Annotated in this window: 17 protein-coding genes (1 of these 17 only partly in view); 4 read left to right on the forward strand and 13 right to left on the reverse strand. The window is 27.4% G+C overall.

Annotated elements, in window-relative coordinates; genetic code table 11:
- Positions 1 to 1436 carry the 5' portion of an N-acetylglucosamine-specific PTS transporter subunit IIBC gene (nagE, locus tag ACUN06_RS12980; RefSeq protein ID WP_449389928.1) on the reverse strand. The gene continues 10 nt to the left of window position 1, outside the view, so only the first 1436 of its 1446 coding nucleotides appear in the window; its start codon is at positions 1434 to 1436; the stop codon falls past the left edge of the window.
- Between the two features lie 416 nt (positions 1437 to 1852).
- Here nagE and ACUN06_RS12985 point away from each other — a divergent pair, with 416 nt between their 5' ends.
- Entirely contained in the window at positions 1853 to 2383 is a 531-nt protein-coding gene (locus ACUN06_RS12985; protein WP_291734419.1) for a PTS sugar transporter subunit IIA, read from the forward strand.
- 91 nt (positions 2384 to 2474) lie between these two features.
- Here ACUN06_RS12985 and ACUN06_RS12990 read toward each other — a convergent pair whose 3' ends face one another.
- Positions 2475 to 3326, reverse strand: a complete 852-nt coding sequence (locus tag ACUN06_RS12990; RefSeq protein ID WP_291734418.1) for a PRD domain-containing protein — start codon at positions 3324 to 3326, stop codon at positions 2475 to 2477.
- A gap of 21 nt (positions 3327 to 3347) precedes the next feature.
- On the reverse strand, positions 3348 to 4277 hold the full coding sequence (locus ACUN06_RS12995; RefSeq protein WP_294399571.1) for a GNAT family N-acetyltransferase: 930 nt from the start codon (positions 4275 to 4277) through the stop codon (positions 3348 to 3350).
- A gap of 223 nt (positions 4278 to 4500) precedes the next feature.
- On the opposite strand from ACUN06_RS12995, the gene ACUN06_RS13000 reads away from it, so the two are divergent.
- Complete coding sequence (locus ACUN06_RS13000) at positions 4501 to 5103, forward strand: DUF4230 domain-containing protein (protein WP_412656412.1); 603 nt, start codon at positions 4501 to 4503, stop codon at positions 5101 to 5103.
- Positions 5104 to 5170: 67 nt separating this feature from the next.
- Here ACUN06_RS13000 and ACUN06_RS13005 read toward each other — a convergent pair whose 3' ends face one another.
- On the reverse strand, positions 5171 to 5890 hold the full coding sequence (locus tag ACUN06_RS13005; RefSeq protein WP_291734412.1) for a tRNA threonylcarbamoyladenosine dehydratase: 720 nt from the start codon (positions 5888 to 5890) through the stop codon (positions 5171 to 5173).
- A gap of 185 nt (positions 5891 to 6075) precedes the next feature.
- On the opposite strand from ACUN06_RS13005, the gene ACUN06_RS13010 reads away from it, so the two are divergent.
- The gene (locus ACUN06_RS13010) at positions 6076 to 6771 is read left to right on the forward strand and encodes a 5'-methylthioadenosine/adenosylhomocysteine nucleosidase (RefSeq protein ID WP_291734410.1); all 696 of its coding nucleotides are present in this window, start codon (positions 6076 to 6078) and stop codon (positions 6769 to 6771) included.
- Between the two features lie 77 nt (positions 6772 to 6848).
- Here ACUN06_RS13010 and serC read toward each other — a convergent pair whose 3' ends face one another.
- From serC to ACUN06_RS13040, 6 genes are all read right to left on the reverse strand, one after another.
- Entirely contained in the window at positions 6849 to 7931 is a 1083-nt protein-coding gene (gene serC, locus ACUN06_RS13015) for a 3-phosphoserine/phosphohydroxythreonine transaminase (RefSeq protein ID WP_294162998.1), read from the reverse strand.
- A 66-nt stretch (positions 7932 to 7997) separates the two neighbouring features.
- On the reverse strand, positions 7998 to 9254 hold the full coding sequence (locus ACUN06_RS13020; protein ID WP_449389929.1) for a DUF1015 domain-containing protein: 1257 nt from the start codon (positions 9252 to 9254) through the stop codon (positions 7998 to 8000).
- Between the two features lie 42 nt (positions 9255 to 9296).
- The gene (locus ACUN06_RS13025) at positions 9297 to 10244 is read right to left on the reverse strand and encodes a D-2-hydroxyacid dehydrogenase (protein WP_294162997.1); all 948 of its coding nucleotides are present in this window, start codon (positions 10242 to 10244) and stop codon (positions 9297 to 9299) included.
- A 203-nt stretch (positions 10245 to 10447) separates the two neighbouring features.
- A complete protein-coding gene (locus ACUN06_RS13030) occupies positions 10448 to 10633 on the reverse strand; it encodes a hypothetical protein (protein ID WP_291734402.1) in 186 nt (61 codons plus the stop codon).
- A 390-nt stretch (positions 10634 to 11023) separates the two neighbouring features.
- Positions 11024 to 11272, reverse strand: coding sequence for a pro-sigmaK processing inhibitor BofA family protein (locus ACUN06_RS13035; protein WP_294162996.1), 249 nt, complete (start codon positions 11270 to 11272; stop codon positions 11024 to 11026).
- Positions 11273 to 11349: 77 nt separating this feature from the next.
- Positions 11350 to 11619, reverse strand: coding sequence for a DUF2508 family protein (locus ACUN06_RS13040; protein ID WP_291733413.1), 270 nt, complete (start codon positions 11617 to 11619; stop codon positions 11350 to 11352).
- Positions 11620 to 11857: 238 nt separating this feature from the next.
- On the opposite strand from ACUN06_RS13040, the gene ACUN06_RS13045 reads away from it, so the two are divergent.
- The gene (locus ACUN06_RS13045) at positions 11858 to 12706 is read left to right on the forward strand and encodes a DegV family protein (RefSeq protein WP_449389930.1); all 849 of its coding nucleotides are present in this window, start codon (positions 11858 to 11860) and stop codon (positions 12704 to 12706) included.
- 199 nt (positions 12707 to 12905) lie between these two features.
- Here the strand turns inward: ACUN06_RS13045 and recR are convergent, their stop codons facing one another.
- The 3 genes from recR to dnaX form a co-directional block, all read right to left on the reverse strand.
- Positions 12906 to 13502, reverse strand: a complete 597-nt coding sequence (recR, locus tag ACUN06_RS13050; protein ID WP_291733407.1) for a recombination mediator RecR — start codon at positions 13500 to 13502, stop codon at positions 12906 to 12908.
- 132 nt (positions 13503 to 13634) lie between these two features.
- Positions 13635 to 13979, reverse strand: coding sequence for a YbaB/EbfC family nucleoid-associated protein (locus tag ACUN06_RS13055; RefSeq protein WP_291733405.1), 345 nt, complete (start codon positions 13977 to 13979; stop codon positions 13635 to 13637).
- Positions 13980 to 14065: 86 nt separating this feature from the next.
- A complete protein-coding gene (gene dnaX / locus ACUN06_RS13060) occupies positions 14066 to 15694 on the reverse strand; it encodes a DNA polymerase III subunit gamma/tau (protein ID WP_449389931.1) in 1629 nt (542 codons plus the stop codon).
- Positions 15695 to 15840 lie beyond the last annotated feature (146 nt).

Consider the following 15840-nt stretch of genomic DNA (forward strand, 5'->3'; position numbering starts at 1 on the left):
AATTTCTTTAATTCATCTGCTACGAATTGAACTTGTGTACCTACTATTATTTGTATACTTGTTTTTCCAGGTCTAATTATTCCTGAAATACCTGATGACTTTATAGTCTTTTCATTTATCTTTTCATAATCTTTAACCTCTAAACGTAATCTTGTTACACAGTTATCAATACTAACTAAATTATCTTTTCCACCTAATCCTTCTAAAATAATTTCTGCTCTTTTAGTAAAATCACTATTAGAAATTTTTGTTTCTTCATTTCCTAATTCTTCATCATCTTCCCTACCTGGAGTTTTTAAGTTAAATTTAGTTATAACAAATCTAAATATTACATAATATATAACTGCAACAATTAATCCAATTCCTATTAACCAAAGTGGATTTTCAGCAAATGGCGCCTTAAAACTTAAAATCCAGTCTACTAAACCAGCACTAAAGTTAAATCCAGCTCTTACTGGAAGTGCAGCAACAACACCAAATGTAATACCAGTTAATACTGCATGTACTACATATAATCCTGGTGCCAAGAACATAAATGCAAATTCTAATGGTTCTGTAACACCTGTAAAGAATGATGCTAATCCTGCAGCTAATAATAAACCTGCTATAGCTTTCTTTTTATTATCTTTAGCTGTATGATACATAGCTAAAGCTGCTGCTGGTAACCCAAACATCATAACTGGGAAAAATCCTGCCATATACATACCTGTTTGACCTAAAATTCCACCTTCTGCAGTTCCCCAGAACTTAGCAATATCATTTATACCAGCAACATCAAACCAAAATACTGAATTTAATGCATGGTGAAGACCAAATGGAATTAATATTCTATTTGAAAAACCGTATATACCAGCTCCTACTGCTCCAGTAGAAACTATAAGTTCACCAAATGAAACTAATCCTCCATATACAACTGGCCATACAAATAATAATATTATTGTTGCAACTAATGACATTGCAGCAGTTACTATAGCAACACATCTCTTACCACTAAAAAATCCTAAAGCTGGTGGCAACTTAGTGTTTTTAAACTTATTGTAACATCCTGCACCTATTAACCCTGCTATTATACCAATAAATTGAGTTTGAATCTTTGAAAATGCAGCTGGTACTAACTCTACATCTATTCCTTTAAACATTGCAACTGCATCTGTTGATAATAATGTTGTAATCATTAACCATGAAACAAGCCCAGCTAATCCTGCTGTACCATCATTATCATCTGACATACCAACACCAACACCAATAGCAAATAATATTGCCATATTATCTACTAATGCGCTCCCTGCTTTAATTAAAAATGCTGCTGCAATATTATTTGCTCCCCATCCTGTAGGATCTATCCAGTATCCAATCCCCATAAGAATTGCAGCTACTGGTAAACATGCAACAGGAAGCATTAATGATTTACCCAACTTTTGTAAATACTTCATCATAATAGAGCTCCTCCTATCTCCTCTTTTGTTAATTTTACAAGACTTGCAAAAATGCCATTTTACAAATAAAAAAAGCTGAAAAGAATATAATACATTCCTTTCAGCTAATGCCCATTTTTACATGGTTGCACGCCTCATAACTTAAACGTAAATTTAATTATTACTTTTTTATTATAAAGTTATTATTCATTTTTGTCAACGTTTTCTTTTTTTTGATTTCCTAATTATTTACTGTGACATATTGACATATTATTATCAAAAATATATAATTTATTATGAAACGTGTTACTGTTAAATCAGGCATAAGTTAATCTTTAATTAAAGATATACTTATGCCTTTTTATTTTATACCTATAAAAATTGTGTAATCTTATTTTTAGAAAGGATGTGAACCCTGATTTTAATCAGGAAATATTATGGCTAATTTTTTTAAGAAATTATTTGGAAAATCTGAAACAAAAGTAGAATCAAATATTGCTTCTGAAGCACCAAAAAATGCTTTAGTTGCAGTTGCAAACGGAGATTTAATTCCTTTATCTGAAGTACCAGACCCAGTTTTTGCTGGTAAAATGGCTGGAGATGGAGCTGCTATAATGGTAACTGGTGATACAGTTGTTGCTCCTGCTGATGGAGAATTATCATTAGTATTCAAAACTAAGCATGCATTTGCAATGACATTAGAAAATGGATTAGAATTATTAGTTCATATAGGTGTTGATACAGTTGGATTAAATGGTGAAGGTTTTGAACAATTAGTTGAAGCTGGTACAAAGGTAAAAGCTGGTACTCCTATAATCAAAATTGATAGAGAATTCATCTTAGGAAAAGGATTATCTCTTGCTACTCCAGTCTTAATAACTAATGTAGATGCTGCTAAATCAATTAATGCAGTTGAATCCGGATCAGTTACTGCTGGTAAAGATGTAGTTTTAAATTTCGAGATTTAAAATAAAAAATAGTTAATAAAACCCCAAAACCAAATAGCCCTCTGTTCAAGTGACAGGGGGCTGTTTAACATAAAGCTGCTTTAGAGCTATTTTATTTTTGTAATGCTACTCTAAACCTTTCAACATGCATTGCTATATATGCAACTTCATCATCGTATACTTTTTTATCAAGTGTTTCTTCTATTATCTTAGAAGCCCCTTCTGCTATTTCATAAGATACAGGATATGACTTCTTAATAATTTCAGTTAAATCATTTTTTAAAACTGTATCTGTTAATACTCTCTCAATAGTAAACCTAACATGTGACAAAAATCTAGCATAATCTAAAGATCTCTTATCTATTTTAGAATTAAACTTTTCTTCTATATAAATTATTATTTTATTTGATAAATAACTATATTTAATACTATTAGAAAGCATCTTTCCATTTCTTGCAGAATGTATATGTAAAGTTATAAATCCAATTTCTCCTTCTGGAAAATCTATTTCATATTTGTCTTGTAACTTATTTACTATCTTCTTTGCCATTTCAAATTCAACACTATATAATGTTTCAATTTCTACAATAAAAGGATTATTTATTTGTTCTTTGTTTTTTAACCTCTTCATTGCTATAGCTAAATGATCTATTAATCCAATATGTATTGTTTCATTAAGCTCCTCACCTAATTCTTCTGATATTTCAGCCAATGCCTCTTCACAAATAGCTACAAATTCACCATCAACCCTATTATAAACTTCCTTTAAGTTTTCTTGATTTTTTTTATCTTCAATTGAAAAAACTTTATCTACTTCTAAATTATCTTCTAAAATATCTCCAAACTTTTTATTGAATCCGATTCCTTTAGCCAATAAAATCTTTTCTACTCCTTGTTCCTTAATAAGAACCATATTATTGTTTAAGGCTTTGATTACAATCCCTTTTTTTATATTAACTCCCATAGCAATTACCTCCGAGTGAATTTAAAGAATTTTATAAAATGTAATATGATCACTCCATTTTCCGTTTATATACAAATACTGTTTATTAAGACCTATTTCTTCAAATCCACAAGATAATAAAACTCCCTTTGATCTTTCATTAGTCGTTAATACAGAAGCTTCTAATCTATGTAAATCTAAATAATCTTTTGCATAATTTATTATTAGGCTTATAGATTCTTTCATATATCCTCTTCCTTCATAATTCTTATCTATAGAATATCCTAATATTCCATTTTTAAATACTCCATAAACAATATTTGAAATTTTAGCTTTTCCAATAAGTTTTCCATCTAGATATATTCCTAAATCACTTCCTACTCCAGTCATTAATTGTCTATAACTTTCTAGCAATAGCTCCCTTTGAGCTTCATAAGTAAAAAAACTATTATCCCTTACCGGTTCAAACTCTCTTAAATGTTCATTGTTTCTTATATAATACTCTAATAATTCTTGTGCATCATCAGGTGTAAAATTTCTAACTACTACATTTTTACCTACTAATTCAACTATATTAGCTCTATTTGAATTTAAATAATCATGTCTATTAATTCCAAAGCTTAATTCATCATAAAAACTTCCCTTTATAAATATATTATCTGTAAAAATAGCTTCTAGTACAAATCCACTATCTAAGAATGGTTTTAAATTTATATTTTCACTAACCGTTATATTAACCTTAAAAATATTATTATCTTTAAATATAGCTTTCAATATTGCTTCTAAAGTTACCTTTAATAAATCATAATTATCTTCTCTATAAAACCTTAACTTCAAATTGCATTTTTTATTTTCTTTATCAAGCTCTGTTATAGTAAATCTTCCTATTACTATTTTATCTTTATCTTTAATTATATAATCATCTAACGTACCTTTTATAAGCTCTATATTTACTCCCTTTTGATTATTCATGCTAATTCTCCTAACCCATATTTTAAGATATTATTATTATACAAATAAACTAATAAAAAACTCAACTAATCTTTATGTTAAAACTCAACTCTTAATTAATGGAATATCCTATTATTTCTCTTAATATATTAATTTGTAAATTATTATATTAAATCTAAATGAGGTGAGTATTATTTATATATATAAAAAGAAAAACACTAGTAATGTTTTTAAAAAAATTTTTTTGTTTTTATTAATATTGTTAGTGTTTATATATATTAAATATCCAACTAAAATACAAAAATTATTGCCACAATCATTAAATATACAATCTAATAATATTTTAACTGAAGACACTATAATTAATAAAATAAAAGATGTTAATAAACTAATTCCACTAGAAATAGAACTTAGTCAAACCTTAACTGTTGATAATACTTATTTTAATTTAGATATATTTAAAAAATCAAAGAAAATTACCTTCTTTGCTAATTGTTCCTATTCAATCGATTTTTCATCATTATCTAATAATAATATAAAAATAAATAATTCTACTAAAGACATAAAAATTACAGTTCCTAAAATTGATATTTTTAGCATTGATATTGATGAAAATAAAACGATTTATGGTGATACAGAAGTTGGTTTTTTTAGATTTGGAGATTTAAAACTTTCTTCTGAAGAAATAAATGAACTTTACTCAAGTGCTAATGATATGTTTCGCAAGCAAATGAATAATCAAAACTTTTTTAATCAAACACTCCAAAATTCACAAAAATCATTAGAAGCTCTTCTTTTTAATTTAACAGGAGAACACTATAATATAACATTAATATTATCTCAATAAATTAAATACATAAAAGAGAGATTACTAAAATAGTAATTCTCCCTTTTTTCATTTCTATGTTAAATTATTATTTATTTAATCCAGTTAAATCCTTTATAACTTCTCCACCTATTATCATTCCTGCTACTGGAGGTACAAATGATATACTTCCTGGAGTTTGTCTTTTTTGAGATGGTACTGCTCTTCCCTTATCTGGAGTCATTGGCATTTCTTCTGAATAAACAACCTTTAACTTTTTAACTCCTCTTTTTCTTAATTCATATCTCATAACTTTTGCTAAAGGACATACTTTTGTTTTAAATACATCTGAAACTCTAAATTGAGTTGGATCTATTTTATTTCCTGTACCCATTGAACTTATTATATTTATATTATTTTTGTAACAATATTCAGCTAAAGCTAATTTTGATGTAACAGTATCTATTGCATCTACCACATAATCAACATCTGATGGGATAATTTCTGATATATTCTCTGCTGTAATAAATACTTGTTTTGCTTCTACATTACAATTTGGATTTATAGAAATAACTCTTTCTTTCATTGCTTCTACTTTTATCATCCCTACTGTAGATTGTCTTGCATGAATTTGTCTATTTATGTTTGAAATGCATATAGTATCATTATCTACTAATATTAAGTTTCCAACTCCTGCTCTTGTTAATGCTTCAACAACAAAACTTCCTACTCCTCCAATTCCAAAAACAATAACTTTTGAATTATGTAACTTAGCTATTCCCTCTTCACCAACTAATAATTCAGTTCTACAAAATTCATTTAATGGCATTTTAAATTTCTCCTTTAATAATTATTTATAATATATTGTTACTTATTTTAAACTATAGCAACTATTTATACAAGTAACTAAAATAATGGTTTTATTCTATATTTATATTTCCCTACTATCAAATAATTAAATGAAAGTATATAATATATTTTATGTAAAACTATATCTATATATGGAGGTCTAATATGATTTTAGGAATAATAGGCGCTATGTCTGAAGAATTAGAAATTCTATTAAAGGACATGGAATTAGAAAAGGTTGAAGAAAAAGCAAAAATGAAATTTCATAAAGGAAGATTATGGGGACACGATGTTGTTGCTGTAGTATGCGGAATTGGTAAAGTAAACGCTGCTGTTTGTACTCAAATACTTGTATCTGAATACAATGTTTCTTCTGTAATAAACGTTGGTGTTGCAGGTGGAATCGGAAAAGATATCTTCCCTGGAGATGTTGTTATAGCGGAAAACTTAGTTCAATATGATATGGATACTACTGCTTTCGGGGATCCTATTGGACAAATTCCTAGACTTGATACTTTTGACTTTAAATGTGATGAAAAATTAGTTGAAACAGCTAAAGCTGCATGTGCCGAAGCCTCTGATTTCAAAACTTTTTCTGGAAGAATAGTTTCCGGTGATATGTTTGTTGCTTCATTAGATAAAATTCATTGGTTAGAAAAAGAATTTAATGCCTTAGCTTGTGAAATGGAAGGTGCAAGCATAGCTCATGTTTGCTATTTAAATAATATTCCTTGTGTTGTTATCAGATCTATTTCTGATAATGCTAATAACGGAGCTCACATGGATTTTGAAAAATTTACTCCAATCGGTGTAAAAAACTCAACATTCATATTAAAAACAATGTTAAATAAACTTCAATAATAAAAAAGTGGCTGTCGCACTAAAACTTTTATACACAATATATTGTAGTATTTATTCTTAATGCGACATCCCTTTTTTTACTTATTTTCCTCTTCAAACTTTTTCATAAATTCTACTAAATATTTAACACCTTCAATTGGCATTGCATTATAAATACTTGCTCTCATTCCACCTACAGTTCTATGCCCCCTTATATTTTCAATTCCAACTTTTTTAGCTTCCTTTATAAACTTATCATCTAACTCTTTATTTCCAGTTATAAATGGAACATTCATTAAAGAACGATCCTCCTTTACAACTGTACCATTAAATAATTTACTCGAATCTAAATAATCATAAAGTATTTTAGCCTTTTCTTCATTTCTTACCTTCATAACTTCTAATCCGCCAAGTTTTTTAAGATGCTTAAATACTTTTCCACAAATATAAATTCCATAAGCTGGTGGGGTATTATATAAAGAATTATTATCTGAGTGTATTTTATATTTAAGCATTGTTGGAGTTCCATTAAGAACATCATCAGTAATTAAATCTTCTCTTATAATTACAATAACAGTTCCAGCAGGTCCAATATTTTTTTGTACCCCTGCAAATATTAATCCATATTGTGTAACATCAATTGGTTGTGACAATATATCTGATGACATATCAGCAACTAAAATTTTTTCTTTAGTATCTGGTAAAGTATGATATGTTGTTCCATAAATAGTATTGTTATGACATATATACACATAATCTGCATCATTACTAACTTTTATTTTACTCATATCAGGAATATAAGAAAAAGTTTTATCTGCTGATGTTGCTAATACATTAACTTTTCCAAATTTCTCAGCTTCTGTTGCCGCTTTTTTAGCCCATTGTCCTGTTATAATATAATCTGCAACTCTATTTTTCATTAAATTCATAGGTACCATTGCAAATTGCATTGATGCCCCACCTTGAAGGAATAATACCTTGTAATTATTAGGAATATTCATTAATTCCCTTAAATTTCTTTCCGCATCTTGAATTATTACCTCAAAATCCTTAGAACGATGACTCATTTCCATAACAGACATTCCTGTACCATTATAATCTAACATTTCATCTGCAGCTTCTTTAAGAACCTCTTCTGGTAAAACAGCTGGCCCAGCTGCAAAATTATATACTCTTGACATAAAAATGCCTCCCCAATTTTTTATTATATTTTATTTAATATAGCCCTCTTATTTTAATATTAATTATTATTCATGAATTTCTGTAAGCTTGTGAATAAATAATCCACTCCTAGGCTTTGGTTCAAACCAAGTAGATTTAGGTGGCATTATCTTTCCTGCATCTGCAATGCTCATTATATCTTCAATTGTAGTAGGATACATTGCAAAACTTACCCTCATATCAGTATTAGCCCTCTTTTCTAATTCTCTTAATCCTCTTATTCCACCTATAAATTCAATTCTATCTGATTTTGTAGGATCATCAATTCCTAATATAGGAGATAATAAATTATTTTGAAGAATAGAAACATCTAACCTATCAGTTGGATCATTTTTATCAAATGTTCCTTCTCTAGCCTTTAATTTAAACCACTCATTATCAATATACATTCCAAATGTATGCTTTTCATTAGGCTTAAATCTTTCATTATTTGGTGTTTTTTCAATAATGAATTTCTTTTGTATTGCTTTTAAAAACTCTTCTTTTGAAAGTCCATTTAAGTCTTTTACAGTTCTATTATAATCTAAAACATCAAGTTCACTATCAGGATATGCTATAGCTAAAAAATAATTAAATCCTTCTTTTCCAGTATAATTAGGATTTTCTCTTCTTCTTTTTAAACATACCTCAACAGCAGACTTTATTCTATGATGTCCATCTGCAATATACATATAATTTACATCATTAAATAACCTAATTAATTTATCTATTTTTTCTTTATTACTAATTACCCATACAGTATGACCATTTCCATCATCTGATATAAAATCATAAACAGGTTTTTCTTTTATACTTTCATTAATTATTTTAGAAATATCATTATTTTCTCTATAAGTTAAAAATATAGGACCAGTATGTGCATCACAATAATCAACGTGATTTATTCTATCTAACTCTTTATCTGCTCTAGTTTTTTCATGCTTTTTAATTACATTATTTATATAATCATCTACTGAAGCACAAACTACTAATCCAACTTGACTTTTTCCATTCATAGTTTGTCTATAAATATAAAAATACGAATTTTTATCTTGAAAGTAATATTTATTTTCTATCATTTTATCTAATACTTCTCTTGATTCTTTATACACTTCTTCGCCATATATATTAACTTTCTCTGGGAAATTAATTTCACCTCTATCAACATATAAAAATGAATATTTATTTCCTTTTGCCATTTCACGTGCTTCTTCAGCATTCATTACATCATAAGGTAATGCTGCAATTTTTGAAGCTAATTCCTCTATAGGTCTATATGCTTTAAATGGTTTTATAATTGCCATTAGTATCCTCCTTAATTTGCTTTTTAATTTAAATTAATGTAATTATATAGATTCTATAGTTTTAGCATTAATAGAAGAAATATCACTTGAAAAATAATTTATTATAGTTGTTATTACTTCTTCTCCTATTCTTTTTTGAGCTTCCTTAGTTGAAGCTCCAATATGCGGTGTAACACTAACATTAGGATGATTTATTAATTCATTATTTTTAGTTGGCTCTTCTTCAAATACATCAATTCCTGCCCCTGCTATCTTACCAGTATTTAAAGCATTTAATAATTCTATTTCATCAACAACCTTTCCTCTAGCACAATTAATTAAATATGCTCCATCTTTCATTTTTTCTATTTCATCTTTTCCTATCACAGGACCTTTATTTTTATCATAAGGTACATGTAATGAAATAAAATCAGATTTACTTAACAAATCATCAAATTCTAAAAATTCATATGGAATGTTATTTTGCTTTCCAAAAATATCATTATAAACAACCTTCATTCCCAATGCAGTTGCCTTAGTTGCTAATGCTCTTCCTATCCTTCCCATTCCTATAATTCCAAGAATCTTACCACTTAACTCGATTCCTTCATACTTTTTCTTGTTCCATTCACCTATTCTCATTGTATAATTTGATGCTCCTAAGAACCTTGCTACTGCAAACATATGAGCAATGGCTAATTCTGCAACAGAATCTGAACTTGCATTAGGAGTATTCTTCACTATTATTCCTTTTTCATTAGCATATTTAACATCAATATTATCTATTCCCACTCCAGCTCTTATAATTAATTTAAGCTTTCCACCTGCTTCAATATCTATTACATCTGATGTTACTTTTGTTGCAGATCTTATTATAAGTACATCAAATTTTTTTAAAATATTGCCTAACTCATCCTTATCATAATGAAAATTAACAACTTCAAACCCCATTGAAGTTAACTTATCAATTGCCTCTTTTTGCAAACCATCGTTTGCTAATACCTTAATCATTTTTACGCCCCCAAATATTATATTTTTATTTATTGCTTTTTGATATTTTACTACTTTTTTACTTTTTTTACAACTATATACTCTTACTATTTTGCTTTTTATTATATAGATTACATAAATTAATTCTATTTAATGGTATAAAAAAAGAAGCCGTATTTTAATGAGGGCACTGAAAAACTTAATGTTTTTCAGTGCCCTCTATTTTAATAGCTCCCATTTTCATCATCAAATATTAATATTGACTCTGTTTCTCTACAATATTTAACACATTTGCATTGTCCTAAATGTCTTGGACACTTATAGCATAAACATCCTTCATCTGTTCCATCACATCTTCCTAATTCAAGTTCTGGACAGTATCTACAATTTACACCATTACCAGCTGGCATTTAATACACCTTCCTTTAAATATAACTATTAGATATAAAATACTAATTTAAATTTTATTATTTTTAATTACATAAAAAAAATTATATACTCTTATCTCATCTTTAACAACAATTTACATACATATTTATATATCAACTGGGTAAATTAATAATATAGACAGTACATTAAATAAATTAATTTATTTAATTGTACTATTTATATAAAAAAGGGTGTAAGCGGATGTAGTGTTTACACCCTAACTTATTTTAAATAGTTGTAACAAATTTAGTAAAATTTAATAGTATATAAGTATAAAGAAGCTTTTCGCTTATAGCAATTAAGAAAATCTTCTAACTCCCGTCTATATAAACTTAGGGAATCTTCATTTTCTGAAGATTCCCTATTTCTATTTAAAAAAACAATTTAAAAATCACTAAGAATATTACTCCTGGAATACCTAAAAAACCAGCAATAAGAGCAGTTATAGGATTAATAGTAATATAAAAATTAAAATATTCTCCAATAAAATTAGCAACATATAATAAAATTACACCTACTATTCCATTTATTAATAACTTTATAGGCCATTTTAATAATTTTATTATTAAATATAATAAAGCTAATCCAACTATAGCATATATAATCATTTCTAGCTCCATATTTTATCACTCCTTACATAATATAAAATAACTTTCCTATCATTACTATATTACTTTATATTATATAAGAATATTCATTATATTTCCATTTCATCTTTTATTTTATTTTCTTCATTAGAATACCTTTGTTTTGCAATAGATAATATATAATCAACTTTTTTCTTTGCTGCTTCTTCCCTATAAATTGCAGCATCTATAAGATTAGGATCATTTACAAAGTTAAACATTGATTCTGCAGCTTCAAGTTCTATCACTGCTTCATTCATTTCTTTTAATATTTTATGATCAATTGAATCATCTTCCCTATAATGCATTAATATTAAATCTAAAACATTTTTTATATTCATACTATGCCTCCTAAAAAATATTTATCTTAAATAATATCCACTTTTTACTATATTATTCATTTGAATTAATTCTTAATATATTAAATTTAAAATAAAAAATATATACATTCATATAAAATCATAAAATAAATATTTATTAACAAAATTTTAAAATCTATAAAGGACATGCTTTGTGTACTTAATTGAATTTCTTTGATATAATACCTTAAATAATATGAATTATTTGGGAGGTGTTTTTTTGAGCATAAGAATAATAGCTGATAGTACTTGCTATTTGCCTAAAGAATACATAGATAAATATAATATTTCCATAGTTTCTCTTAATGTCTTATTAAATGGAAAAAGCTATAGAGAAATTGATTTAGAAAATGATTGGTTCTATAAAGAAATGGCTAAATCTTCAACAATTCCAACTTCTTCTCAACCAAGTATAACTGACTTTTATAATGTAATAGAAACTCAAGTAAAAAAGGGGCATGATATAGTAGGAATTTTCTTATCTTCTGATATGAGTGGAACATTTTCAACCTCTAATTTAGTTAAAGAAATGATTTTAGAAAAATATCCTAATGCTAATATAGTTATGATAGATTCTAGGAGTAATTGTATGCAAGCAGGATATGCTATATTAGAAGCTGCTAAGGCGGCATCTGAAAACAAATCATTAAATGAAGTTGTTTCTATAACTAAACATGTTATTGAAAATAGTAAATTTATATTTGTTCCCGATACTTTAGATTATTTAAAAAAAGGTGGGCGAATTGGTGGAGCAACTGCTTTATTTGGTTCATTACTTCAAATAAGACCAATTTTAACAATTGAAGATGGTAAAACTACTGTGCTTAATAAAGTCAGAACTAAGAAAAAGGCTGTAAATGCAATAATAGATACTGTTGTAGAACAAAATTCTAAAACTCCATTAAAAGGCTTAATAGTTCATCATATAAATTGTGAAAATGAAGGTAAAGAGCTGGCAAATAGGCTTGAAGAAAAGTTAGGAATTGATAACATTAAAATTCAATCAATCGGCCCACTTATAGGACTTCATGTTGGACCTGGAAGTATTGGAGTAGCATATCATTATTAAATATAATAAAAAATATTAAGTGTCAATTTACAAGTTAAGAAATAAATTCTTCTTAGATTTCAGGCCATGTAAAAAATTTGTATAAATTAAATAAAACTAACTCCCTCTTAGCAATAATTTAAATAAGCAATTATTACAAGAAGGAGTTTTTTATTTACTATTGCAATAGTATCTTAGCCTATAAATAATTTTATGTTTTCTAAATTTCTTTTCTTCCTTCTAATGCTTTAGAAAGTGTTACTTCATCAGCATATTCTAAATCTCCACCAACTGGTAGTCCTGATGCTATTCTAGTTACTTTAACTTCTAAAGGTTTAAGAATTCTAGATATATACATTGCTGTTGCTTCTCCCTCTACATTAGGGTTTGTTGCAATTATTACTTCCTTAACATCAGCACTCATTCTTGCAACAAGTTCTCTTATCTTTATATCTTGAGGGCCCCTTCCTTGCATTGGTGAAAGATTTCCATGAAGTACATGATATACTCCATTAAATTCCTTAACCTTTTCCATTGTCATAATATCCTTTGGTTGTTCAACAACACAAATAATATTTTTATCTCTATTTGGATTACCACATATTGCACAAGGATCCTTATCTGTAAAATTTCCACATACAGAACAGTACTTAATAGTTCCCCTTGCCTTTACTAAAGCTGAAGCAAATTCTTTAACTTCTTCTTCTGGTAAATTTAAAATATGTAATGTAAGCCTTTGAGCAGTTTTTTGACCAATACTTGGTAACTTAGCAAATTCTTCAATTAATTTTTCTATAGCAACTGGATAAAAATCCATAATTACACTCCTTTTCCATTAATAAAGGGGATGTCGCATTAAGAATAAATACTCCAATATATTGTGTTGATTTTTATTTTTTAAAACAATATATTGTGTATAAAATTTTTAGTGCGACAGCCCCATTATTAATTAAAACATTCCTGGTATATTTAATCCACCTGTTAATTTACCCATTTTGCTTGAAGTTTCTTCATCTGCTTTCTTTAATGCTTCATTAATCGCACTTAGCACTAAATCTTCTAACATTTCAACATCATCTGGATCTACAACTTCTTCTTTTATATTTATAGCTAAAACTTCTTTTTTACCATTTACCTTAACTACAACAGCACCGCCTCCAACTGAAGCTTCAAATTCTTTGCTTTCAAGTTCTTTTTGTGCTTGTTCCATATCTCTTTGAAGCTTTTGTGCTTGCTTCATTAAATTGTTCATGTTTGCTCCCCCAAAACCTCCTGGGAATCCACCTCTTGCCATAAAATGACCTCCTTAAAACAAATAAATCTATTTTCTATTATATAGTATTTTTCTCATATTTACTAGAATAAAGTAATTACATATATTTATTCATCTATAAAATCAATAAAATCCTCACCAAGTTTTTCTCTTAAGATATCTTCTGTGCTTTTTCCAATTTTATTACCTTCTTCAACCACAAAATTTACCTTAATATTTTCCTTTAAAATTTCTGAAAAAACTTCATTTATAATAGGCGTATTTTTACTTTCGCTTAATCTATCTCTTCCAAATTTATATTGTTGTTCAAATTCAACAGTAACTATTCCATTTGAACATGATACTGGTCTTCCAGTTTGAAGTAAAGAACCAATAACCATTGCTCTTCTCGCCTTAAACCCTTCTAATATATCTCTCCAAGCTTTTTGAACATCATTTATAGTAATTTTTGAATCTGAATTTCCAGTAATATAAGAGTTTTCATTTTGGTTTATATTACTTTCTTGCTTTGATATAACTATATCTTTTTTCTTTAAATCTTTACTATTATTTTCTTGAGGTACTACTGTAGAAACCTTTATGCTTCCATTTCTTAAGCTTTCTTCTAGCTTATTTAATCTTGTTAACATAACTTCACTAGATGTATCATATTCTATTTTACACATTTTAATTATAGCTAATTCACAATATAATCTTGCTTGTTTACTTAACTTAGCATTATTTTCTGCTTCTTGAAGTATTCTTATACATCTCATTATTTCCTCAGCTCTTAATCTAGAACTTTGCTCTTTGATTAATTCTATATTTTCTTCAGACATATCTAAAACTTCTTCTGGATTATGAGTTACTTTTGCCATAAGTAAATTTCTATAATGTGAAATTAAATCTTTTATAAATAAATATATATCCTTCCCTGAATAAATAACATCTTCAATTACTTTAATACTTTTTTCTACATTTCTTTGAATTACTGCATTGGTTAAATTAAATAAATACTCATTTGTAACTAGTCCTAACATACTAACTACAGTATTATAATCTACATTTCCATTTCCCATAGATATTGCTTGATCCAATATACTTAATGAATCTCTCATGGCTCCATCAGAAACTCTTGCAATTAGATTTAAACTTTTATCATCAGCTAACATATTTTGATCATCTATTATTTTTTTAAGTCTAGCTGTTATCTCACTATTATTTATTCTTTTAAAATCAAATCTTTGACATCTTGAAAGAATTGTAATAGGAAGCTTTTGAGGATCTGTAGTTGCTAAAATAAATATAACATTATTAGGAGGTTCCTCTAATGTCTTTAAAAATGCATTAACAGCCCCAGCTGATAACATATGTACTTCGTCCATTATATATACTTTATATTTTGATTCTTGTGGTGGATATTTAACATCATCAATAATATCTCTAATCTTATCAACACCATTATTTGAAGCTGCATCTAATTCGGTAACATCTATTGCTAAACCTTCATTTATTTTTCTACACATTTCACATTTATTGCATGGCTCTCCCTCTTTTAAATTAAGGCAGTTTAAAGCTTTTGCAAAAACTTTTGCTGTAGAAGTTTTACCTGTTCCTCTTGTTCCACAAAAAAGATACGCATGAGCAATTCTGTTGTTTAATATTTGATTCTTTAAAGTTGTTGTAATATGCTCTTGCCCCACAACATCATTAAATGTTTTAGGTCTCCATTCTCTATATAAAGCTGTATATGTCAATACAATCACCTCTTTCCTTGTGGTATTTTCTATTAATTATTATAACCAAATTATATTAATAGTTAAATATTTTTCCCGTTTTCCAAATTCATGTTTTAGTTTTGTGTCTTTCTATAGAATATACCTATTTTTTATTATGCATATTC

The organism is Clostridium sp. ETTB3 (assembly GCF_053571985.1).

What these genes read in the sequence shown, in the direction of transcription:
- ACUN06_RS13010 (WP_291734410.1), top strand. Translation starts at nt 6,076, where the DNA reads ATGATTTTAGGAATAATAGGCGCTATGTCTGAAGAATTAGAAATTCTA.
- recR (WP_291733407.1), bottom strand. Translation starts at nt 13,502, where the DNA reads ATGGATTTTTATCCAGTTGCTATAGAAAAATTAATTGAAGAATTTGCT.
- ACUN06_RS13030 (WP_291734402.1), bottom strand. Translation starts at nt 10,633, where the DNA reads ATGCCAGCTGGTAATGGTGTAAATTGTAGATACTGTCCAGAACTTGAA.
- ACUN06_RS13025 (WP_294162997.1), bottom strand. Translation starts at nt 10,244, where the DNA reads ATGATTAAGGTATTAGCAAACGATGGTTTGCAAAAAGAGGCAATTGAT.
- ACUN06_RS13020 (WP_449389929.1), bottom strand. Translation starts at nt 9,254, where the DNA reads ATGGCAATTATAAAACCATTTAAAGCATATAGACCTATAGAGGAATTA.
- serC (WP_294162998.1), bottom strand. Translation starts at nt 7,931, where the DNA reads ATGTCAAGAGTATATAATTTTGCAGCTGGGCCAGCTGTTTTACCAGAA.
- ACUN06_RS12985 (WP_291734419.1), top strand. Translation starts at nt 1,853, where the DNA reads ATGGCTAATTTTTTTAAGAAATTATTTGGAAAATCTGAAACAAAAGTA.
- ACUN06_RS12995 (WP_294399571.1), bottom strand. Translation starts at nt 4,277, where the DNA reads ATGAATAATCAAAAGGGAGTAAATATAGAGCTTATAAAAGGTACGTTA.
- ACUN06_RS13005 (WP_291734412.1), bottom strand. Translation starts at nt 5,890, where the DNA reads ATGCCATTAAATGAATTTTGTAGAACTGAATTATTAGTTGGTGAAGAG.
- ACUN06_RS13040 (WP_291733413.1), bottom strand. Translation starts at nt 11,619, where the DNA reads ATGAATATAAAAAATGTTTTAGATTTAATATTAATGCATTATAGGGAA.
- ACUN06_RS12990 (WP_291734418.1), bottom strand. Translation starts at nt 3,326, where the DNA reads ATGGGAGTTAATATAAAAAAAGGGATTGTAATCAAAGCCTTAAACAAT.
- ACUN06_RS13035 (WP_294162996.1), bottom strand. Translation starts at nt 11,272, where the DNA reads ATGGAGCTAGAAATGATTATATATGCTATAGTTGGATTAGCTTTATTA.
- ACUN06_RS13055 (WP_291733405.1), bottom strand. Translation starts at nt 13,979, where the DNA reads ATGGCAAGAGGTGGATTCCCAGGAGGTTTTGGGGGAGCAAACATGAAC.